Here is a 19,726-nt window from a genome sequence, read left to right on the forward strand (position 1 = left end):
TGAGTTGCGTGCGTCTGCTCCCGTCAATCCCCGTTCACCTGCTATTCGATAGTCACTTTACCTTCCTTCACCAAGGTAGCAAACTTCACAGTCTCGTCGCCAATGCGCTTGGCAAACGCCTCGGGAGTGCTCGACATTGGCTCTGCGCCCGCAGCAATCATCCGTTGCTGGAAGTCCGGCGACCCTACGATCTTGACAATCTCCGCGTTCAGTCGATTGACTATCGGCTTCGAAGTCGCCGCGGGGGCGAGGACACCGAACCAGGTACCTATATCGAAGCCCTTGATACCTGCTTCCTCCATAGTTGGAACGTCAGGCAAGGAAGTCGACCGTTTAGCCGTGGTGACTGCCAGCGCCTTGAGCTTGCCAGCCTTGATATGCGGCAGCACCGTGGTCAGGGTGTCGAACGACATCGTGACCTGTCCGCCCAGCAGGTCGGTGGTCAGCGGGCCGCTGCCCTTGTAGGGCACGTGCAGCAACCGGGTGCCCGTGGCCGCCTGGAACTGCGTGCCGATCAGGTGCTGCGCGGTGCCGTTGCCGTTCGAGCCGTACGACAGCTCGGGCGACGCCTTCTTCGCCAGCGTCACCAGATCGCCCACGTTCCTCGCGGGCGTCTTCGCGCTGTTGATGACCAGCACGTTGGGCACCATGGCCAGCGTCGACACCGGCGCCAGGTCCTTCTGGAAGCTGTACGGCAGCTTGCGATACACCGAGGTAGCAATCGTGTGATGCACCGCACCCATCAGCAGCGTGTAGCCATCGGGTTTGGCCTTGGCTACGTAGTCGGCGCCCACCGTGGCGCCCGCCCCGGGCCGGTTCTCGACGATCACCGGCTGGCCGAGGTTCTTCGACAGCTGGTCGCCCAGTGCGCGGGCCAGGATGTCCGTGGTGCCGCCCGCCGGGAAGGGAACCACCAGACTAATCGGCTTGGCAGGCCATTCCTGCGCCATGGCCATCGACGCACTGCCCAGCCCGATGGCGCACAGCGACAGGCCGAAGGCCCGGCGCATCGTCCGAAGGTTGAAGTTGCACATGGTTGTCTCCTCTTCTTGTAGTGGTTGGAAAAAGCGTGGATATCAGATCGATACGGAGAGCGCCTGGCGACCCGCGAACGTGGCCGCGCAGCCCAGCTCGGCTTCGATGTAGAGCAGGCGGTTGTACTTGGCCACGCGGTCGGAGCGCGACAGCGAGCCGGTCTTGATCTGCGTGGCGGCGGTGCAGACGCTGAGATCGGCAATGGTGGTGTCTTCGGTCTCGCCCGAGCGGTGTGAGACCACCGACGCATAGCCGGCGCGATGAGCCATGTCGATGGCGGCCAGCGTCTCGGTCAGCGTGCCGATCTGGTTCGGCTTGATCAGGATCGCGTTGGCCACGCCGCAGTCGATGCCTTCCTTGAGGATCGCCGTGTGCGTGACGAAGAGGTCGTCACCCACCAGTTGCACCTGCTTGCCCAGGCGCCCGGTCAGCAGCTTCCAGCCTGCCCAGTCGCCTTCGGCCATGCCGTCCTCGATGGTGACGATCGGATACTGCGAGACCCAGCCGGCCAGCAGGTCGACAAAGCCGGCCGCGTCATACCGGCGGTTTTCCGACTGCAGCACGTAGCTCCCGTCGCGGTAGAACTCCGAACTTGCCACGTCCAGGCCCAGCGCAATATCGCGCCCGGCGTAGAAGCCGGCAGCGTCGATGGCCTGCATGATGACTTCGAGCGCCTGCTCGTTCGACTTCAGGTCCGGCGCAAAGCCGCCTTCGTCGCCTACGGCCGTGGAGTACCCGCGCTGCCTGAGCAGCGACTTGAGCGTGTGGAACACCTCGGCGCCCCAGCGCACGGCCTCCGAGAACGACGGCGCGCCCACGGGCAGGATCATGAATTCCTGCATGTCCACGCTGTTGTCGGCATGCGCACCGCCATTGATGATGTTCATCATCGGCATGGGCAGGCGCAGGTCCTGGTTACCCGTGCCGATGGCCCGGTACAGCGGCACGCCCGCCGATGCGGCGGCCGCCCGCGCCGTGGCAAGCGACACGGCCAGCAGCGCGTTGGCGCCCAGGCGCGATTTGTCGGCGGTGCCATCGAGCCGGATCAGGCACTGGTCGATCTCGGCCTGGTCGGCGACGGGCATGCCGGCCAGCGTGCGGGCGATATCGACATTGATATGGCCCACGGCGCGGCGCACGCCCTTGCCGGCGTAGCGATGGGGATCGCCATCGCGCAGCTCGATGGCCTCGCGCGAGCCGGTGGAGGCGCCCGACGGCGCAGCCGCGAACCCTTCGCTGCCATCGGCCAGCAGCACCTGCGCCGCCACGGTGGGATTGCCGCGCGAATCGAGCACCTCGTAGCCGCGCACTTCCTGTATCACTGACATGGGATTGGCCTCGTTGCCTGGTTGCCGTTACTGCACCTGCGCGATGCGCAGCAGATTGGTGGTGCCGGCCACCGCGAACGGCAGGCCGGCGGAGATCACGATGGACTGGCCGCGCTCGCCAAAACGCTCCTTGAGCACGGTGCGGCTGGCCAGCTCGGTCATCTCCAGCACATCGACCACTTCATGGCATAGCACCGCATGGACGCCCCAGGCCAGCGCCAGCCGGCGCGCGGTTGCCATGCGCGGCGTCATGCCGAGGATCGGCACCTCGGGGCGTTCGCGCGCCATGCGCAGCGCGGAGTAGCCCGAGCTGGTGTAGGCCACGGTGGCCGGCACCTTGAGCAGCCCCGCCACATGGCGCACTGCGTGGCCGATGGCATCGGCGGCTTCGGCGCGCGGCGGCGTATGAGACGCCTGGATCGCGTCGTGATAGAGCGGGTCGGACTCGGTGCGCGTGATGATGCTGTCCATCATCTTTACGGCCTCCACCGGATAGCGGCCCGATGCCGATTCGGCGGAAAGCATCACGGCGTCGGCACCGTCGTAGACGGCCGTGGCCACGTCGGAGGCCTCGGCGCGCGTGGGCACCGGCGCGGCGATCATCGATTCCAGCATCTGCGTGGCGACGATCACCGGCTTGCCGGCCTTGCGGCAGGCACGCACGATCTGCTTCTGCAGCGAAGGCACCTGTTCGGCCGGCATCTCCACGCCCAGGTCGCCGCGCGCCACCATCACGGCGTCGGCCTCGGCAACGATGGCTTCCAGGCTCTGGATGGCGGCGGGCTTCTCCAGCTTGGCGACGATGCCCGCGCGGCCCTGCACGATGGCCTTGATCTCCTGGATGTCCTCGGCGCGTTGCACGAACGACAGGGCAATCCAGTCCACGCCCAGCGTCAGGCCGAAATCCAGGTCGCGGCGGTCTTTTTCGGTCATCGCCGACAGCGGCAGGACCACACCGGGCACATTGACGCCCTTGCGGTCGGACAGCGGCCCGCCGTTGATGACCGTGGTCTCCGCGAACTCGGCGCCGCAGCGGTCCACGCGCAGGCGGATCTTGCCGTCGTCCAGCAGCAGCTCCGCGCCTTCGCGCAGCGCGGCGAAGATCTCGGGATGCGGCAGGCTGACGCGCGTGGCCGATCCCGGCGTATCGCGGTCCAGGTCGAGCCGGAACGGTGCTTGTGCCGTCAACTGGATCGGACCATCTGCAAACGTGCCAATGCGCAGCTTCGGGCCCTGCAGGTCCAGCAGCACGCCGATCGGACGGCCACGCTGCTGTTCGATGGCGCGGATGGTGTCCAGTCGCTGCCGGTGGTCGTCATGGCTGCCGTGGCTGAAGTTCAGGCGGAAGACATCGGCGCCGGCTTCGAACAGGGCATCGATGATCTCGGGTGACGTGCTGGCCGGGCCCAGCGTGGCCACGATCTTCGCGTTGCGAAGGCGTCTCATGGTGTTGCTCCCATCAGGGCGCGATCAGAATCGCGCGGAAGTCGTTGACGTTGGTGAGGGTGGGGCCGGTGATGACGGCATCGCCCAGTGCTGCAAAGAAGCCGTGTCCGTCGTTGTTGGCCAGGGCGTCCTGCGGCCGGATGCCGAGGGCCCAAGCGCGCCGCAGCGTGTCGGGGCCGATGACGGCGCCGGCGATTTCTTCCTGGCCATCGACGCCATCGGTATCGCCGGCCAGTGCATGGATGTCGGCGTGGCCGCGCAGCGTCATGGCCAGCGCCAGCAGGAATTCGACGTTGCGGCCGCCGCGCCCGTTGCCACGCACGGTGACCGTGGTCTCGCCGCCGGACAGCAGCACGCAGGGCGTGGGAAACAGCCGGTGGTCGGCCGCTTCGAGCGCGATGCCGCCCAGCACCAGGCCCACGTCGCGGGCCTCGCCTTCGATGGCATCGCCGAGCAGGTGAACGGACAGCCCTGCGTCGCGCGCCACCGCCGCGGCCGCTTCCAGCGCCATGCGCGGCGTGGCGATCAGCGTGGTGTCGATGCGCGGCAGGCGCGGGTCCCCGGGTTTGACGGCTTCGGCCGCCTCGGACGCCAGCACGCGCAGGACGTGCGCGGGCAGGTCCAAGCCATAGCGGCGGATGATGTCCAGCGCATCGTGCCGCGTGGTGGGATCGGCCACCGTCGGCCCCGACGCAATATCGATCGGGTCGTCGCCCGGCACATCGGACAGCAGCAGGTTGCAGATGCGCGCCGGATGGCATGCCGCCGCCAGGCGGCCGCCCTTGATGGCCGACAGATGCCGGCGCACGCAGTTCATCTCGGTGATGGTGGCACCGGAATTCAGCAGCGCGCGATTCACGGCCTGCTTGTCTTCGAGCGACACGCCGGCCAGCGGCAGTGGCAGCAGCGATGATCCGCCGCCCGAGATCAGGCTGACCACGAGGTCATCTTCGGTCAGCCCCGAGACCAGTTCCAGCATGCGGCGTGCAGCCTCGTGCCCGGCGGTGTCGGGTACCGGATGCGCGGCTTCGACGATCTCGATGCGCTGGCACGGCACCGCGTAGCCGTAGCGCGTGACTACCAGCCCTTTGAGCGGCCCCGGCCAGGCGGCCTCGAAGGCCTGGGCCATCGCGGCGGATGCCTTGCCGGCACCGATCACGATGGTGCGGCCCCTGGGTGATTGCGGCGGCTCCGGCAGATAGTGGGCCAGCGTGAGCGACGGTTTCGCGGCGGCGATGGCGGCATCGAACATGCGGCGCAGCAGCGCACGGGCCTGTGAGGTTTCCATGGCGATGTCATCCTGTCAGTGCATCAGGCCGGCGTGGGCATCGGCGGCGCGGGTCAGGTGCGTGCCGATCGATGGTGCGGACGCCGGTGCGGAAGCCGGCGCCGGATCGGCCAGCACTTCGGGGTCGTCCTGCAGTTTGCCGTCGAGCGCGTCTTCGAGCCGCTGCTGGTCGATGGCGCCGACCCAGCGCGCAATTGCCAGCGTGCCCACGGCGTTGCCGATCGTGTTGGTGATGGCGCGGGCCTCGGACATGAAGCGGTCGACACCCAGCAGCAGCACCATGCCGGCCACAGGAATCTTGCCCATCGACGCCAGCGTGGCGGCCAGCGTGATGAAGCCGGAGCCGGTCACGCCAGCCGACCCCTTCGAGGTCAGCAACAGCACGCCCAGTACCACGATCTGGTCGGTCAGCGTCAGCGGGGTGTTGGTGGCCTGGGCGATAAAGATGGCTGCCATCGTGTAGTAGATGCACTGGCCGTCGGGGTTGAACGTGAGGCCGGACGGCACCACCAGGCCCACCACCGGCTTTGACACGCCCGCGTTCTCGAGCTTGCGCATCAGCTGCGGCACCACCGATTCCGAAGAGCTGGTGCCAAGCACCGTGAACAGTTCGTCGCAGATATAGCGCAGGAATTTCCAGAGGCTGAAGCCCGCCATGCGCGCCACGCCGCCAAGCACGATGACCACGAACAACAGGCACGTGAGGTACATGGTGCCCATCAGCTTGCCCAGCGACACCACCGAGCCCAGGCCGTACTTGCCAACCGTGAAGGCCATGGCGCCGAAGGCCGCCAGAGGGGCCAGGCGCATGATCATGCCGACCACCGAGAAGATGCCGTGCGTAAACGAGTCGAGGAAGTCGACCACGGGCCGTGCACGTGGCCCGATATGCGATAGCGCGATGCCGAACAGCGTGGCGAAGACCAGGATCTGGAGGATGTCGTTGCGGGCCAGCGCGTCGATCACGCTGGTGGGTACCATGTTCATCAGGAAATCGATGAAGGAGTGGGGTTTCTCCGCAGCGTGGGTGTAGGTGGCGATGGCCTTGGCGTCGAGGTGCGCGGGGTCGACGTTCATGCCCGCACCGGGCTGCACCACGTTCACGACGATCAGGCCAAGGGCCAGGGCGAACGTGGACAGTACTTCGAAATAGAGCAGGGCGCGCACGCCGACGCGGCCCAGTTCCTTCATGTTCTCCATGCGCGCGATGCCCAGCACCACGGTGGCGAAGATGATCGGCGCGAAGACCATCTTGATGAGCTTGATGAACACGTCGCCGAATGGCTTGAGGCTGCTGCCGAAGTCCGGGTAGAACACGCCGAGCGCAATGCCGGCCGATACGCCGAGCAATACCTGCACATACAGGTTGCCCAATAGCCTTTGAATCATGGCTGTCTCCTGCTGATTCGAGGTGATTCGCCTGCAGTCGGGGCTCTGGTGGCCGTTGTCTGGGACTGCAGGGTTTGGGGGCGTGGGGTCCCCTCTCCCGCCCGCGGGAGAGGGGTTGGGGGAGAGGGCAAGCCTCTCTGGACGCTACGGTGGCTATCGAGGGGCCACACCCTTTCCCCCGGCCCCTCTCCCGCAATCAGGAGAGGGGAGTCGGACAATCAGGCGGCCTTGGCCTGCTTGTTGTCGGCCAGGAAGTCGCACACGGCCTTGGTGACGTCGACGGTGTTTGCCTTGCCGCCCAGGTCGCCCGTGTGCAGGGCCGGGTTGGCCGTCACGGCTTCGATGGCGGCCATCACGCGCTGGGCAGCTTCGTTTTCGCCGAGGTGCTCCAGCAGCATGACGACGGACCAGAAGGTACCCACCGGGTTGGCGAGGCCCTTGCCCATGATGTCGAAGGCTGAGCCGTGGATCGGCTCGAACATCGACGGATAGCGGCGTTCCGGGTCGATATTGCCGGTCGGGGCGATGCCCAGGCTGCCGGCCAATGCGGCGGCCAGGTCGCTCAGGATGTCGGCGTGCAGGTTTGTGGCGACGATGGTGTCCAGCGTCTGCGGACGGTTCACCATGCGCGCGGTGGCGGCATCGACCAGTTCCTTGTCCCACGCGACATCGGGGAAGTCCTTTGCCACCTGCACGGCCACCTCGTCCCACATCACCATGGCATGGCGCTGGGCGTTGGACTTGGTAATGACGGTCAGGAGCTTGCGCGGCCGCGACTGTGCAAGCTTGAAGGCAAAGCGCAGGATGCGCTCCACGCCCACGCGGGTCATCATCGACACATCGGTGGCGACCTCGATCGGATGGCCCTGGTGCACGCGGCCGCCCACGCCCGAGTATTCGCCTTCGGAGTTCTCGCGAACGATCACCCAGTTCAGGTCTTCGGGCGCGCAGCGCTTGAGCGGGCCATCGATGCCGGGCAGGATACGCGTCGGGCGCACATTGGCGTACTGGTCGAAGCCCTGGCAGATCTTCAGGCGCAGGCCCCAGAGCGTGATGTGGTCGGAAATCTGGTTGTCGCCGGCCGAGCCGAACAGGATCGCGTCCTTGTCGCGCAGCGCGTCGAGGCCGTTGGCGGGCATCATCACGCCGTGCTGGCGGTAGTAGTCGCCGCCCCAGTCGAAGTTCTCGAACTCGAAGCGGAAGCCGGCGCCAGTGGCTGCCAGGGCTTCCATGACTTCGCGGCCTGCCGGTACCACTTCCTTGCCGATGCCGTCGCCCGGGATGGTTGCGATCTTGTAGGTCTTCATCTTGCGTCTCCTGTCTGGTCTGGGAATCTGCTTCGCCGCTGCGTTGAGCGTTGGACGAATTCTGGACGGTGGACGAAGTTTTGGATCGGCACTAAAGTTAAACCATTCTTAACTTTCAGGTTAAAGGTGAGGGATGGCCTCCAGTAGCGCGATCCAGCCGGCGGAACTGGGTTTCTTTACGGCCCTGGCCACGGCGGGCAGTCTTAGCGCGGCGGCGCGGGATCTGGGCATCACCACGGCGGCGGTCAGCAAGCGGCTGGGGCAGATGGAAACCCGCATCGGCACGCCGCTGGTCACGCGCACCACACGGCGCATGAGCCTGACCCCCGAAGGCGAGGTCCTGCTGGAACACGCACGCCGCATCCTGGGCGAACTGGATGATTTGGAACAGCTGCTGACCAGCGCCCGGGGCCGGCCCAGCGGCCTGCTGCGCGTGAATGCGACGCTGGGCTTCGGCCGCATGCACGTGGCGCCGGTGATTTCCGAGTACAGCCGCATGTACCCGGACGTGGATGTCCAGCTGCAGCTGTCGGCCGATCCGCCGCCGCTGACCGAGGATGCCTTCGATGTCTGCGTGCGTTTCGGCGAGCCGCCCGACGCGCGCATCGTGGCACGGCTGCTGGCGCCGAACCGCCGGCTGCTGTGTGCGTCGCCACGCTATCTGCGCGAGCACGGCACGCCGCAGACACCGGGCGATCTGCCGCGCCACAACTGCATCGGCATCCGGCAGGGCAGCGACGCCTACGGGGTATGGCGGCTGGCGCCGGTCAAGGGGGCGAAGGTGCGCACCGAATCGGTCCACGTACGGGGCAACCTGACGACCAACGACGGCGAGATCGCCGTGAACTGGGCGCTGGAAGGGCACGGCATCGTGCTGCGCGCCGAATGGGATGTCGACCGATACCTGCGCAGCGGCCGGCTGGTACAGGTGCTGCCCCAGTTTGCGACGCCCGAGGCCAATATCTACGCGGTGTACCAGCAGCGGCACCAACTGTCGTCGCGCATCCGTCTGTTCGTGGATTTCCTTGCGGAAAGATTCGCAGCCTTTGGCCGGTAGCGAATCAATGTCCTAGGCGTTGCCGAAAGACCATCAGCCCGCCAGTTGTCGTCCGCGCATGCCTTGGGATCATTCGGCCTGGATATTGGCCTCCTTGACCACCTTGCCCCACTTCGCCAGGTCCGACCTGATGACGGCGGCGTACTCCTGCGGGGTGCCGCCCTGGATTTCGATGCCAGCCGTCTCCAGCTTGGCGCGCACTTCCGGCAGCTTTAGCGCGGCGTTGATCTCGGCATTGAGCCTGGCCACGATGGCCTTGGGCGTGCCGGCCGGGGCCAGGAACCCGCCATTGGTGCTGGCGTCGTAGCCCTTCAGGCCCTGTTCGTCGGCGGTTGGTACGTTTGGCAGCGCCTTCGAGCGTTTGCGGGTGGATACGGCAAGCGCGCGGACGTTGCCGGACTTCACCTGTTCCTGGATGGCGCTGATGGTGTCGATATAGAGCGCCGTGCGGCCGGCGATCAGGTCGGGGTGGGCTGCGGACGAGCCTTTGTACGGCACCAGCAGCACCGGCGCGCCACTGACCATGCGGAACATCTCGGCGGCCATTTCCTGCGCGCTGCCGCGGCCCGAGGTGGCCACCTTGGCTTCGGCCGGATTGGCCTTCATCCACGTCACCAGTTCGGGCACGGTCTTCACGGGCAGCTTGGGATAAGCCGCGAACACCAGCGGAATCTCGTGCGTGTACACGATGGGCTCGAAGCTCTTTTCGGGGTCCCAGCCGAGGTTCTTGAACAGGAACTTGTTGATGTTATGGCTGCCGCCGACGATGCCGACCGTATAGCCGTCGGGCTTGGCGTTGGCCAACACGGCCGTGCCGAGGTTGTTCGAGGCGCCCGGGCGGTTCTCGACGATAAACGGTTGGCCGAGCTTGACCGAGAGCTTTTCGCCAACCACGCGTGCAATCAGGTCGATGCCGCCGCCGGCCGGCGCCGGGACGATGATCGTGACCGGACGGGTCGGATAATTCTGAGCCGAGGCGGCGCCCGGTGCCGCCAGCAACGCGGCGCTGCAAGCCAGGGTGCCGGCCAGGGCGACGAGCTTTCGTGTGGTGAACTGCATGGGGTCTCCTTTGGGAAATCGGTCAACTTGAGTCAACTCTGGGTGGTGCCGCCGGGATGCGAGGCTCCGGGGGCGCGGTCGGGTGTCAGCCGCGGCCGACGAACGGCATGGCGCTGGCCATGACCGTCATGTTCAATACGTTGGCGTCCAGCGGCAGCGATGCCATGTGCCGCACGGCATTGGCCACGTGGCGCGCGTCCATCATCGGCTCCGGTGCGGTGGCGCCATTGGCCTGCAGCACGCCCCGCGTCATGCGTTCGGACAGTTCGGTCAGGGCATTGCCGATGTCGATCTGGCCCGCCGCGATGTTGAAGGCACGGCCATCGAGCGCCAGCGCCTTGGTCAGGCCGCTGACTGCGTGCTTGCTGGCCGTGTAGGGTGCGGTGAATGGGCGCGGCGTTTGCGACGACACCGAGCCGTTGTTGATGATCCGCCCGCCCTGGGGGGACTGCCGGCGCATCAGGCCGAAGGCGGCCCGCGCGCACAGGAACACGCCGGTCACGTTGGTGTTCACCACGTTGAACCACTTGTCCAATGGCAGTTCGTCCATCGGTACGGCCGGCGCGTTGACGCCGGCGTTGTTGAATATCAGGTCGATGCGGCCGAACGCCTGCTCGATGGTGTCGAACAGCGCCTGCACGCTGGCGGGGTCGGTGACATCGCTCGGGACAGCCAGCGCCGTCTGGCCGCGCGCGGCGGCATCGGCCGCCAGTGTTTGCAGCGGGTCGGCACGGCGGCCGGCCAGCACGACAGTCCAGCCATCGTCCAGCAGGGCCAGCGCGGTCAGCCGGCCGACGCCGCTGCCGGCGCCGGTGACTAGCGCGATTCGTCGGGAAGGGTGCATTACGGTCTCCAAATGCGTTATGCGAGGTCTGTGTCCGTTCTTGTTCGTCCGGGCAGGCAGCCGCCGCCGGCGCTACGTGACCGTCAGCGAGATGTGGCCGATGCCCCCCACGCTGGCGTCGACGACATCGCCGCGCTGCAGCGGGCCGACGCCAGCGGGCGTGCCAGTGAATATCAGGTCGCCGGCACGCAGCGTTACCGAGCGCGACAACATGGCAATCAGGTCTGCCACGGGCCAGATCAGGTCGGCCAGCGTGGCGCGCTGGCGCTGCGCGCCGTTGATCGCCAGCCGGATCTCGGCATCGCGCGGATGACCGACCGTGGCAGCCGGAACGATCGGACTGCACGGTGCCGAATGGTCGAAGGCATTTGCCGGCTCCCAGGGGCCTCCGGCACGCTTGGCCTGCTGCTGCAGGTCGCGGCGCGTCATGTCGAGGCCGACGGCATAGCCCCAGATATGCGATTCGGCGTGCGCGGGGTCGATATCGCGCCCATCGCGGCCGATGGCCACCACCAGCTCCACTTCATGGCAGAAATCGTCGGTGCCGGGCGGGTAGGGCAGCGTGCCGGTCGCGGGCGCCACGGCGGTGAACGGCTTCATGAACCAGGCGGGCATGTCGGCCGGGGCCAGCTCGTTCGCGGTCCAGCGGTAGTTGCGCCCGATGCAGAACACCCGGCCGACCGGGAAATGCGCATTGCTATTGGCCACGGCCAGGGCGCAGGGCGCCGGTGCGGGCAGGACGAATTCCATCTTCGCGCTCCAGTTGGGATCCGTCGGGCCGTATCAGGTGGTCAGGCTCGCGGCGGGGCGCTTGCCCGCCAGGCCGTCGGCCACGCTGTCGAGCACCATGCGGATCATCGCGGCGCGAGTTTCCCATGTGGCGCTGGCGCGGTGGGCCTGCAGCGTGGTGCGGTCGGACCGGCGCAGCGCTAGTGGCACGCGCGGTTCGTCCACGAAGACATCCAGGCCCGCGCCCGCAATGCGGCCGGCCTCGATCGCCTGTGCCAGGTCGTCTTCATTGACCAGACGCCCTCGGGCCACGTTGACCAGGAAGCCGCGCGGCCCCAGCGCGTCGAGCACGGCGGCATTGACGATACCTTCGGCCTTGTCGGCCGCGGCGCACAGCACCAGGGCGTCGCTGTGGCGTGCCAAATCAACCAGGTTGGGGACGAATTCGTGCGGCAGGTCGTCCATGGCGCGCAAATCCGTGTAGCGGATCGGGCACCCGAACGCCGCGGCCCGCGTGGCTACCGCGCGGCCTACGCGGCCCATGCCGACGATGCCCACCCGCATGCCGCTGAAGCGGCGTGCCAGCGGGATGGCCGACGGCTGCGGAAAGCGTTCCCATTGGCCATCGCGGACAAAGCGGTCGCCCGCGGCGATGTTGCGGCAGGTGGCAATCAGCAGGCCGATCGCCAGGTCGGCCACGTCTTCGGTCAGGGCGCCGATGGTGGCGGTGACCGGCAGCTTGCGCTCACGGCAATAGGCCAGATCGACCGCGTCGGTACCCACGCCGTTGACGGCCACCACCTTCAGGGCCGGCAGGCGTTCCAGCATCGCGTGCGAAATGCCGGTGTGACCGCCCGTGATGACAGCCTGGATCGACGGGCCGTGCTGCGCGAACCAGGCATCCTGGTCGTCGATCTCGAACAGCTTGTGTACCTGGTACAGCGAAGCCAGTTCGTCATTGGCGGCGGGAATCAAGATGGGATTCAGTTGCAGGATCTGAGGCTTCATGAGCGGTCCGTTGTCGGCTGGAATGTGGAACTCATGGTAGTTAAATGTTGATTCAGTACGCAATATTGATATATAAAATCAACATAAATAAGATGCCGCAGGGCGTGCAGGAGTGCAGATGGGAGCCTGGATATCGATGGACGAAGCGTGCTCGCGCCTTGGCGTGCGGCCGCAGACGGTCTATGCGTACGTGAGCCGGGGCAAGATCGAGGTGACGTCGGACCCGGCGGATACCCGCCGCAGCCTGTATCGGGCCGAGGATGTGGCGACGCTGGCCAGGCGCAAGCAGGCCGGCCGCAAGCACGAGACGCTGGCCACCAACACGCTGTTTGGTGCCGAGCCCAGCATCCCCACGTCGATCTCGACGTTCGTGCGCGAGCGGCTCTACTTCCGGGGGCGCGACGCCGTGGCGCTGGCCGACACGGCCACGCTGGAAGACGCGGCGCGCTTGCTGTGGGATTCGGCGCAGGCGGTGGATCTGTCGTCGTCCGTGCGGATCGACAAGCCGGGGCGTGTGGCGGCGTTCATGGCATTGGCCGAACTGGCCGCCACCGGCCATTCCACACATGGCCGCATGACGCGCGTGCTGCATGGGGAAGGTCAGGCGTTGGTGGGGCTGCTGGCCAACGCATTCGGCGCGCAGCCGGGGCAGGCACCGCTGCACGAACGCTTCGCACAGGGCTGGGGTCAGGGGCCAAACGTGGCGGAACTGCTACGTGTGGCCATGGTGCTACTGGTCGATCACGAACTGACCAGTTCGGCATTTGCCGCGCGCATCGCGGCGTCGAACGGCGCGTCGTTGCCAGCCTGCCTGCTCTCGGGGCTGTCCACGCTGTCGGGGCCGCTGCACGGCGACGCCTCGGGGCGCGTCAAGGCGCTATTCAGCGAAGTCGAGCGGCAGGGCGAAGACCAGGTCATCACGCAGTACCTGTCTACCGGTCAGCCGCTCCCAGGCTTCGGTCACCATCTCTACCCCGACGGCGACCCGCGTGCCGTGGCGCTGCTGAGCCGGTTCGCACCGCCGCCGGGTATTGCCCGGTTTATCGAACAGGCGACGCGGCTCACGGGATTGCAGCCCAATATCGATGTGGCGCTGGCGACACTGGTGACCCATTGCGCACTGCGCGACGACGCCGCGTTCGCCATGTTTGCCACGGCACGCAGCATTGGGCTCCTGGCGCACAGCCTGGAGCAGCTGGGGGTTGGGCAGGTCATTCGCCCGAGGGGCCGCTATGTCGGTGCGAGGCCTGATATGTGAGGCCGGACGTGCTTTAAACCGCCCCTCTTCGAATTTCCTTGGGCGGTTTATAGGCTCGATATCACAGGGTGCTAGACACCCTGCATGACCGCGTAGGAAGAACGCTGATAGCCGCAGCCGTTTCGACGGACCAGACTGGGCAGCACTGCAGGCATCACGGCGATCGATATGGCAAAAAGCGAACGACTTGGCGACTGGCTGCCAAAAGAAGAGAAGGAGATCGAAGACTTTCGACGGATTGTGGCGGCTACTGCCATGGCCCGTCACACGCGCTGGCATCCCGAAACGGTGTCCTTTCAGCGGTTCCTGGAAACCAATCCGGTGCCGCGCATGGAACTCGAGCGCGCGATCGCAGAGGCCGTTGACGAAGGTCGCACACTTGGATACCGCAATCGCGACGAGTTACTACGCGTGGTGGACTATCTACTAACCTACGCGCCGCCGTTCAGCGAGCAAAGCATGGTCGTTTGTCCGCTGAATGCGGTACTGGACTGGTTGATGTGCATGCCGTCCGGATATGCCTTCTTTCGTCGGCCCGAAGTGAACGTCCATATGCGTGCGCTGTTGAATGCGTGGTCGCGCTTTCTTTCCGGTCCCGAATCTCGTACGCACCTGAATGCCGAGAAGAATGGCTGGCTGAGCGATGCCGCCATCGAGAAGCTTGGCTTGCAGGAGTATTGTTGGGCGCCGGCCGAACCCTATGGCGGTTTTCCGTCGTGGAATACGTTCTTTACTCGCAAGTTCCGTGACGCAGCACGGCCGGTGGCTTCGCCCGATGACGATCGGTTCATCGTGAATGCTTGCGAATCTACCCCTTACCACTTTTCGGTTGGAGCGACGGCAACCGATAAATTCTGGATGAAATCCCAGCCTTACTCCCTCGGCGACATGTTCGGCCATCGTGACCAGGCTCTCGTGGACCACTTCACCGGTGGAACCGTCTACCAGGCGTTCCTAAGTGCCTTCAACTATCACCGGTGGCATGCGCCGGTATCCGGCACGGTTGTTCATGCGTATCTCGTGCCGGGTACTTACTATTCATGCATGGAAGGCGTAGGCGAAGACCCCGAAGGGTTAAATGATTCGCAGGGCTATACCACTGCGGTGGCAACCCGGGCGGTGATTGTCATTGACCATGGTGACGCCGTGCTGGGCCAAGTGGCGTGCCTGTTCGTCGGCATGGCCGAGGTTTCGTCGTGCGTCATCGCGGTCGAGGAAGGTCAGCGAGTGGAGAAGGGCCAGGAACTTGGCCATTTTCAGTACGGGGGCTCGACCTGGTGCCTGGTGACAGGAGCCGAATTGGGTTTTGATTTGCACCATGCTCCCGGTTCAGGCGAAGTGGTTCGCGTCAATGCGTCCCTTGCGAAGTTGCGATAGGCTCGAAAAGCCATTCGATGGTCAAGGACCGTCTTGGGATGGAAACCGGGCGCTGGAATTGGAACACTCAATGGCAGCTACTGGCCGGTCCCGGCCGTCGGCCCACGATCACAGGCTGGCCTGGCTCAGTTGGCGGCTCGCGACCCTAAGGCGCCATTGGGGTGTCGGATCGCGACCGTCAGCAACGAACCAAGAAGGCGCCATTCAATTATCGATGCGCGGATACAGTCGATAGGGCTTGCGATCCAATTCAGCCGGTTGCGCGCATCTCGGAGATGACTGCCCCTGCTCTGACGCGAGATAACTGCTTACGAAGAAGTCCGCAAGACCAAAGCGCGGAGGAAGGCAAGGTAGCGGTACACTGTTATCGCCGTCTCGATACGTGCGGGGCGGACGCTCTACGCTTCCGCCTGGAACGCAAGGTCAACTATGAACCGCATCCGATACTTGGTGAACTTGTCCTACGAGATCGCGGATCCCACGGCCGACTTCATTTTGTGCATCGAAGCGGCGAGGACATGCCGACAGTCGATAGTCTCCGAACACCTCGTGATCTCGCCAGAGATACCCGCCACACGCTACACTGACCCTCTCCTGTGCAACCGTATGCTGCGCATTCGGGCGAACAAGGGCCGCTTGGGAATTCGGTATGAGGCCGTGGTGGAGATCGAGCATCGGCTCGATGATGGCGAAACGCTATCGCAGGTCGCGGTCGCCGACCTGCCTTTCGAAGTGCTGCCCTACCTGTCCCCGAGCCGTTATTGCGAATCTGACCGCATGATGGAATTTGCGATGCGCGAGTTTGGCAGCATGCGGCAGGGCTACCCGCGCGTGTATGCGATAAGGGAGTGGGTGCGCAACCATGTGCGCTTTCTTTCACGGTCGACCAACGAGCGGACATCGGCGATCGATACGCTCGTGGAGCGTACGGGGGTGTGCCGGGATTTCGCTCATTTGATGATCGCCATCTGTCGCGCGCTGAGCATCCCGGCCCGTATTTCCAGCAGCCTGGACTATGGCGCGGATCCGGCGATGGGTCCACCCGATTTCCATGCGGTGGTAGAGGTGTATCTCTCGAACGGCTGGTATTTGCTTGATCCGTCGGGGGTGTCCATTCCGACCGGCCTGCTGCGCATCGGCACCGGCCGGGATGCCGCCGATGTTCCCTTTGCCGCGATATTCGGCAAGGTCGAGTCGGAGCGGCCCTACATCGAAATCGAGGCGCTGACCGATTCTGCCGCCGGCATTGGCATGCCGCTTGCCACAACCCGCGCCATCTCGACTTGGTGAACTGCGCTCAGCGCTGACCGTCTTTCATGCTCTCTGGTTCCATCGCGGCGTTCCACTCGGTCGGTTCCATGGCTTCATCGAAAGAACGCTGCGGCACGTTCCGCTGCAGCGACGCGTTCCAGCGGGGTGCCCCGCGTCGCCATCCTCGATGATGAGTGGCAGCAACATATCCGCCAGCATCTCCAGCAATTCCGAGGTATCCCATGGCAGGCCCTGCCGCGCCTGATAGTGACGAACTTGCGATCGCTGCCCGGGGGGTAAGTGGCAGCCCCAGGAATGTCGAGCCAAAGTCTTGATGGATCATGATGTGCCTTCCTCAGCGGTCGGCTTCTTTCAGGGGACGGTGCCGCGTCAGTAGCTAGTCCTGATTACGACTTCCGCTTGCCTACACCGTCGTTGCCGATGCCCGAGCGCGGCGCGCGGTTGCTGCGCCGACCGGCTTTTTTTGGGCTGTTTCGGCTTCTTTGCTTCACGGTTTCCGCGTTGGCTTTTCGCCATGGTCCACTCCCAATGCATTTGTTGCCGATTGGCAGTCCCCGCATACGCGCTTGTTGGGCGAAAAGGGATATATCACTCGGAGTCGAGAGGACTGGCTGGGGAGGGGTGGATGGACTTGGACGCTCCACCTCCAGCCATTGGGTCTTTCGAAGTGCGCTAACGCATCACTCTATCGATCGGCGGGCCCTCGGCCGTTCCCCTTTGGCGGCCGAGCCGAAGCGAATGCGCGCTATTTGCTACGAGGTAGGGTGACAGAGAACACCGTTTCTGCCGCGTCGGATCGCGCTTTAATTTCGCCTCCATGTGCCTTGGCAATCTCCCGCGCGATATACAGTCCGAGCCCCAGGCTGCCGTCGGCATTTGTGCCTTGGTTCGGGCCGCGATGGAGCGGGTGAAAAATAAGGTCGAAAGCTGAACGCTCAATAGGGGTACCAGTGTTCTTCACTTCCAATAGGACTTCCGATCCCTTGTCAGTCACTGTGACATGCACGGGCGCGTTTTGCGCTCCGTACTTAATCGCGTTTAGTACCAGGTTGCCCACCAATTGCTGCAGACGTTGACCATCCCAGACGCCTCTGCAGTGGCCGACCACGCCCAGCTCGATCCGGTGCTCAGGATGTACTATCCGCAACTGGTCCAGCGTATCTCCAATTAACTGGCCCAGATCAATATCGCTCGGCGCGATATTGATACCGAGACCGAGTTTGGTTCGGTTGAAATCGACCATGTCGTCTAGCAGCGCCTGCATGCGAGCTCCGCTTCTGATCAAGCGGGACGCTGCTCCCGTCACTTGTTCGCCCGCATTCAACGCTGCCAAATACGACGCTGTCGTCTGGATAGTCTGAAGTGGACTGCGCATGTCATGCCCCAACATTCCGAGGAACAAATTACGGGCCAAGTCTACTTGCATGCTGAAGAAGTCTACCGATTCAGCGATCGCCTGATCGATGGCCTCGTTGAAACGGATCATATCGTCCTCTCGATGACTGTCAGGCGCGGACTCGTCTATCCACAGTCGGAGAACGCTCGCGCGGAGGGCGCGGTACTCAGCAACCATCTGATTGATATCGAAACCGCTTCGCGCGCGCAGAAGGGCATGCATCTGGGCGGCGGTCTCTGGCGCACCGGCCAGTTTTGGCGCGTGCCCCGTGGACTTTTCAAACTGTTCTTTTCTGCTTTGAGCATGAGACAGATCCTTGGCCACGGCCACCAGAATCTGCGGCGCATGGTCCCGTAGGGCCAGCGGTCTCATATCTGCGGCTGCCGGTAACAAGGTGCGCGCAAATGCTTCCCACTCCGACAGAATGGCGTCCGTACGGCGGAGGATAAAGTCGGCTAATCGCATGTCTGCTCCCGAAGGACGGAAAACGCATCCCATAGCGCATTTTTGCGAAATCCAGGGTGCAAAACTGCTGCCTGATTTTTGTCGGGTACATCTATTGCGTAGAGTAGGTAATTGGAGAACCTTATGCCTATCCCAAGCGCTGTGCGTGTTCTAATCGCGGACGATGACCCCAATGCATTGGAAGCATACGAGTTGTTCTTCGGCGCTCAAGGTTACGAAACCCGCACAAAAGGGGTCGGCGCGGACGCCCTCGTGGAGTACTGTGCGTGGCGCCCGGACGCTGTTGTTCTCGACGTTCAGATGCCCGGTTTGGACGGGCGCGCGGTGGCAAGGGAGATCCGGCGCCTAAAATTCGTGCCGGCCCCTTTACTGGTGGCGATAACTGCTTTGACATCACCTTGGGAGCAGGATGAATCAATCAGAGCTGGGTTCGATCATCATTTTGTAAAGCCCGCCGATCTGCCTGCTGTCCACGCTGCAATAGTGACGGGCATCGGCTCTGGCGCCACGTGCCTCTCGCCCCGCTCAAGGCGGAGCATGTGACGGGATGAATGTTCGGTTATGTGTAAGGACTGCGCGTGCGCTCAACTCAACGGATCTATGCAAGTCTCCGTCCGGCTGTATCGGTTCGACGGCTTTCCCCCGTCGAATTGTCGCAAGCCTTCTCAGTTATCTCTCAGTTGTGCGCTTGATGAAGCTGAGTTTGTCGTGAGAACCTGCCGGCAGTCATATTGCGGGCACGAGCCAATGGGAGCATCCAGCGACGGCGGAAATACTGTCGTCAAGGGAATGCCGGGCAGACCCCACCCGTTGTGTTCTGCGGTGATAGCGCATCGTCCGAATTCCACACATTCTGGACAAAATCGCCGCGCCGACAATTGAGTACCCTCCTCGAAGAATTCGAGGAGAGGCGACGATGCAATACATGCACGACGTCTTTATCAGGGCACGGGGAGCGCATCTGGATGCGCAGTCGGCGCCAAGCAGAAGGCGGATTCGCCAGCAGGTCCAGCGGATCCGACAGACCAGGCGCGAAGCGGGAGACGTCGCGTTAGCGGTGGAGGTGCTTCGCTACCTGCGACGAAGCTATTCGGATCTGGTGCGGCACAGACGCAATCTACCTGGTAAGCAACGACGAGTCGCTAGCGGAACGCCATCTCACCACGAAGTGGCGCCGTCATGCGACTTATATGGGTGCATGAGTGAAGGGGTCCCCAAACACGTGTGCTGTGCTGCACCTCCTCGACGGAGATCTCATAGCCCCAGCCAGTCCTGAATTTCGCGGGATCGGAGTCGTCAAGAAAAACTTGCACGGACAGTACTAGCCCGCGATAGCCTTGCGCGGTCGAGTCTGCTGGATCGGTCAAGAGCTACGCCCCGGTGAGTTGCTCGATGCTGTGGTTAGCCGGTGTCGCACGCATTTGCGAGACACTGTCATGCTGGAGGGGGACATCTTCGAGAGATGTCG

17 protein-coding genes are annotated in these 19,726 nt (G+C 64.3%); 5 read left to right on the forward strand and 12 right to left on the reverse strand.

What is annotated here, in order from left to right:
- Positions 1–41 precede the first annotated feature (41 nt).
- The 6 genes from D9X30_RS29010 to D9X30_RS29035 all read right to left on the reverse strand — a co-directional run bounded on the left by D9X30_RS29010 (position 42) and on the right by D9X30_RS29035 (position 7,793).
- On the reverse strand, positions 42–1,034 hold the full coding sequence (locus tag D9X30_RS29010; protein ID WP_153950041.1) for a tripartite tricarboxylate transporter substrate binding protein: 993 nt from the start codon (positions 1,032–1,034) through the stop codon (positions 42–44).
- A 42-nt stretch (positions 1,035–1,076) separates the two neighbouring features.
- The gene (eno, locus tag D9X30_RS29015; RefSeq protein WP_153950040.1) at positions 1,077–2,363 is read right to left on the reverse strand and encodes a phosphopyruvate hydratase; all 1,287 of its coding nucleotides are present in this window, start codon (positions 2,361–2,363) and stop codon (positions 1,077–1,079) included.
- A gap of 27 nt (positions 2,364–2,390) precedes the next feature.
- Entirely contained in the window at positions 2,391–3,809 is a 1,419-nt protein-coding gene (gene pyk / locus D9X30_RS29020; RefSeq protein WP_153950039.1) for a pyruvate kinase, read from the reverse strand.
- 13 nt (positions 3,810–3,822) lie between these two features.
- Positions 3,823–5,097: a glycerate kinase type-2 family protein gene (locus D9X30_RS29025; protein ID WP_228771108.1), complete on the reverse strand. Its 1,275-nt coding sequence runs from the start codon at positions 5,095–5,097 to the stop codon at positions 3,823–3,825.
- 15 nt (positions 5,098–5,112) lie between these two features.
- Positions 5,113–6,486 carry a dicarboxylate/amino acid:cation symporter gene (locus tag D9X30_RS29030; RefSeq protein WP_153950038.1) on the reverse strand — a complete coding sequence of 458 codons (1,374 nt, stop codon included), beginning with the start codon at positions 6,484–6,486 and terminating at the stop codon, positions 5,113–5,115.
- Positions 6,487–6,704: 218 nt separating this feature from the next.
- Complete coding sequence (locus tag D9X30_RS29035) at positions 6,705–7,793, reverse strand: tartrate dehydrogenase (RefSeq protein WP_153950037.1); 1,089 nt, start codon at positions 7,791–7,793, stop codon at positions 6,705–6,707.
- Between the two features lie 133 nt (positions 7,794–7,926).
- On the opposite strand from D9X30_RS29035, the gene D9X30_RS29040 reads away from it, so the two are divergent.
- Entirely contained in the window at positions 7,927–8,850 is a 924-nt protein-coding gene (locus tag D9X30_RS29040) for a LysR family transcriptional regulator (protein ID WP_153950036.1), read from the forward strand.
- A 69-nt stretch (positions 8,851–8,919) separates the two neighbouring features.
- Here D9X30_RS29040 and D9X30_RS29045 read toward each other — a convergent pair whose 3' ends face one another.
- The 4 genes from D9X30_RS29045 to D9X30_RS29060 form a co-directional block, all read right to left on the reverse strand.
- Complete coding sequence (locus D9X30_RS29045) at positions 8,920–9,909, reverse strand: Bug family tripartite tricarboxylate transporter substrate binding protein (protein ID WP_153950035.1); 990 nt, start codon at positions 9,907–9,909, stop codon at positions 8,920–8,922.
- Positions 9,910–9,994: 85 nt separating this feature from the next.
- The gene (locus tag D9X30_RS29050; RefSeq protein WP_153950034.1) at positions 9,995–10,753 is read right to left on the reverse strand and encodes an SDR family oxidoreductase; all 759 of its coding nucleotides are present in this window, start codon (positions 10,751–10,753) and stop codon (positions 9,995–9,997) included.
- A 72-nt stretch (positions 10,754–10,825) separates the two neighbouring features.
- A complete protein-coding gene (locus D9X30_RS29055; RefSeq protein ID WP_153950033.1) occupies positions 10,826–11,503 on the reverse strand; it encodes a fumarylacetoacetate hydrolase family protein in 678 nt (225 codons plus the stop codon).
- A 33-nt stretch (positions 11,504–11,536) separates the two neighbouring features.
- On the reverse strand, positions 11,537–12,490 hold the full coding sequence (locus D9X30_RS29060) for a 2-hydroxyacid dehydrogenase (protein WP_153950032.1): 954 nt from the start codon (positions 12,488–12,490) through the stop codon (positions 11,537–11,539).
- 118 nt (positions 12,491–12,608) lie between these two features.
- Between D9X30_RS29060 and D9X30_RS29065 the strand changes: the two genes are divergently transcribed.
- The 3 genes from D9X30_RS29065 (at position 12,609) to D9X30_RS29075 (ending at position 16,415) form a co-directional block, all read left to right on the forward strand.
- Positions 12,609–13,748 (forward strand): citrate/2-methylcitrate synthase, encoded by a 1,140-nt coding sequence (locus D9X30_RS29065; RefSeq protein ID WP_153950031.1) that lies wholly within the window; start codon positions 12,609–12,611, stop codon positions 13,746–13,748.
- Between the two features lie 168 nt (positions 13,749–13,916).
- Positions 13,917–15,125: a phosphatidylserine decarboxylase family protein gene (locus tag D9X30_RS29070; RefSeq protein WP_153950030.1), complete on the forward strand. Its 1,209-nt coding sequence runs from the start codon at positions 13,917–13,919 to the stop codon at positions 15,123–15,125.
- Positions 15,126–15,554: 429 nt separating this feature from the next.
- Positions 15,555–16,415: a transglutaminase-like domain-containing protein gene (locus D9X30_RS29075; protein ID WP_153950029.1), complete on the forward strand. Its 861-nt coding sequence runs from the start codon at positions 15,555–15,557 to the stop codon at positions 16,413–16,415.
- A 7-nt stretch (positions 16,416–16,422) separates the two neighbouring features.
- Here the strand turns inward: D9X30_RS29075 and D9X30_RS29080 are convergent, their stop codons facing one another.
- Positions 16,423–16,719, reverse strand: a complete 297-nt coding sequence (locus D9X30_RS29080; protein ID WP_228771107.1) for a hypothetical protein — start codon at positions 16,717–16,719, stop codon at positions 16,423–16,425.
- Between the two features lie 423 nt (positions 16,720–17,142).
- Positions 17,143–18,258 (reverse strand): sensor histidine kinase, encoded by a 1,116-nt coding sequence (locus D9X30_RS29085; RefSeq protein WP_153950028.1) that lies wholly within the window; start codon positions 18,256–18,258, stop codon positions 17,143–17,145.
- A 123-nt stretch (positions 18,259–18,381) separates the two neighbouring features.
- Here D9X30_RS29085 and D9X30_RS29090 point away from each other — a divergent pair, with 123 nt between their 5' ends.
- The gene (locus D9X30_RS29090) at positions 18,382–18,801 is read left to right on the forward strand and encodes a response regulator (protein ID WP_153950027.1); all 420 of its coding nucleotides are present in this window, start codon (positions 18,382–18,384) and stop codon (positions 18,799–18,801) included.
- The last annotated feature ends 925 nt before the right edge of the window (positions 18,802–19,726 follow it).

It is taken from the genome of Cupriavidus sp. U2 (genome assembly GCF_009663685.2).
Lineage (GTDB): Bacteria > Pseudomonadota > Gammaproteobacteria > Burkholderiales > Burkholderiaceae > Cupriavidus > Cupriavidus necator_C.

Bases quoted from the DNA above. Each gene is read 5' to 3' on its own strand.
- D9X30_RS29025 (WP_228771108.1), bottom strand. From the start codon at position 5,097: ATGGAAACCTCACAGGCCCGTGCGCTGCTGCGCCGCATGTTCGATGCC.
- D9X30_RS29060 (WP_153950032.1), bottom strand. From the start codon at position 12,490: ATGAAGCCTCAGATCCTGCAACTGAATCCCATCTTGATTCCCGCCGCC.
- D9X30_RS29080 (WP_228771107.1), bottom strand. From the start codon at position 16,719: ATGATCCATCAAGACTTTGGCTCGACATTCCTGGGGCTGCCACTTACC.
- D9X30_RS29070 (WP_153950030.1), top strand. From the start codon at position 13,917: ATGGCAAAAAGCGAACGACTTGGCGACTGGCTGCCAAAAGAAGAGAAG.
- D9X30_RS29075 (WP_153950029.1), top strand. From the start codon at position 15,555: ATGAACCGCATCCGATACTTGGTGAACTTGTCCTACGAGATCGCGGAT.
- D9X30_RS29035 (WP_153950037.1), bottom strand. From the start codon at position 7,793: ATGAAGACCTACAAGATCGCAACCATCCCGGGCGACGGCATCGGCAAG.
- D9X30_RS29085 (WP_153950028.1), bottom strand. From the start codon at position 18,258: ATGCGATTAGCCGACTTTATCCTCCGCCGTACGGACGCCATTCTGTCG.
- eno (WP_153950040.1), bottom strand. From the start codon at position 2,363: ATGTCAGTGATACAGGAAGTGCGCGGCTACGAGGTGCTCGATTCGCGC.
- D9X30_RS29065 (WP_153950031.1), top strand. From the start codon at position 12,609: ATGGGAGCCTGGATATCGATGGACGAAGCGTGCTCGCGCCTTGGCGTG.
- D9X30_RS29090 (WP_153950027.1), top strand. From the start codon at position 18,382: ATGCCTATCCCAAGCGCTGTGCGTGTTCTAATCGCGGACGATGACCCC.
- D9X30_RS29045 (WP_153950035.1), bottom strand. From the start codon at position 9,909: ATGCAGTTCACCACACGAAAGCTCGTCGCCCTGGCCGGCACCCTGGCT.
- D9X30_RS29040 (WP_153950036.1), top strand. From the start codon at position 7,927: ATGGCCTCCAGTAGCGCGATCCAGCCGGCGGAACTGGGTTTCTTTACG.
- D9X30_RS29010 (WP_153950041.1), bottom strand. From the start codon at position 1,034: ATGTGCAACTTCAACCTTCGGACGATGCGCCGGGCCTTCGGCCTGTCG.
- D9X30_RS29055 (WP_153950033.1), bottom strand. From the start codon at position 11,503: ATGGAATTCGTCCTGCCCGCACCGGCGCCCTGCGCCCTGGCCGTGGCC.
- D9X30_RS29050 (WP_153950034.1), bottom strand. From the start codon at position 10,753: ATGCACCCTTCCCGACGAATCGCGCTAGTCACCGGCGCCGGCAGCGGC.
- D9X30_RS29030 (WP_153950038.1), bottom strand. From the start codon at position 6,486: ATGATTCAAAGGCTATTGGGCAACCTGTATGTGCAGGTATTGCTCGGC.
- pyk (WP_153950039.1), bottom strand. From the start codon at position 3,809: ATGAGACGCCTTCGCAACGCGAAGATCGTGGCCACGCTGGGCCCGGCC.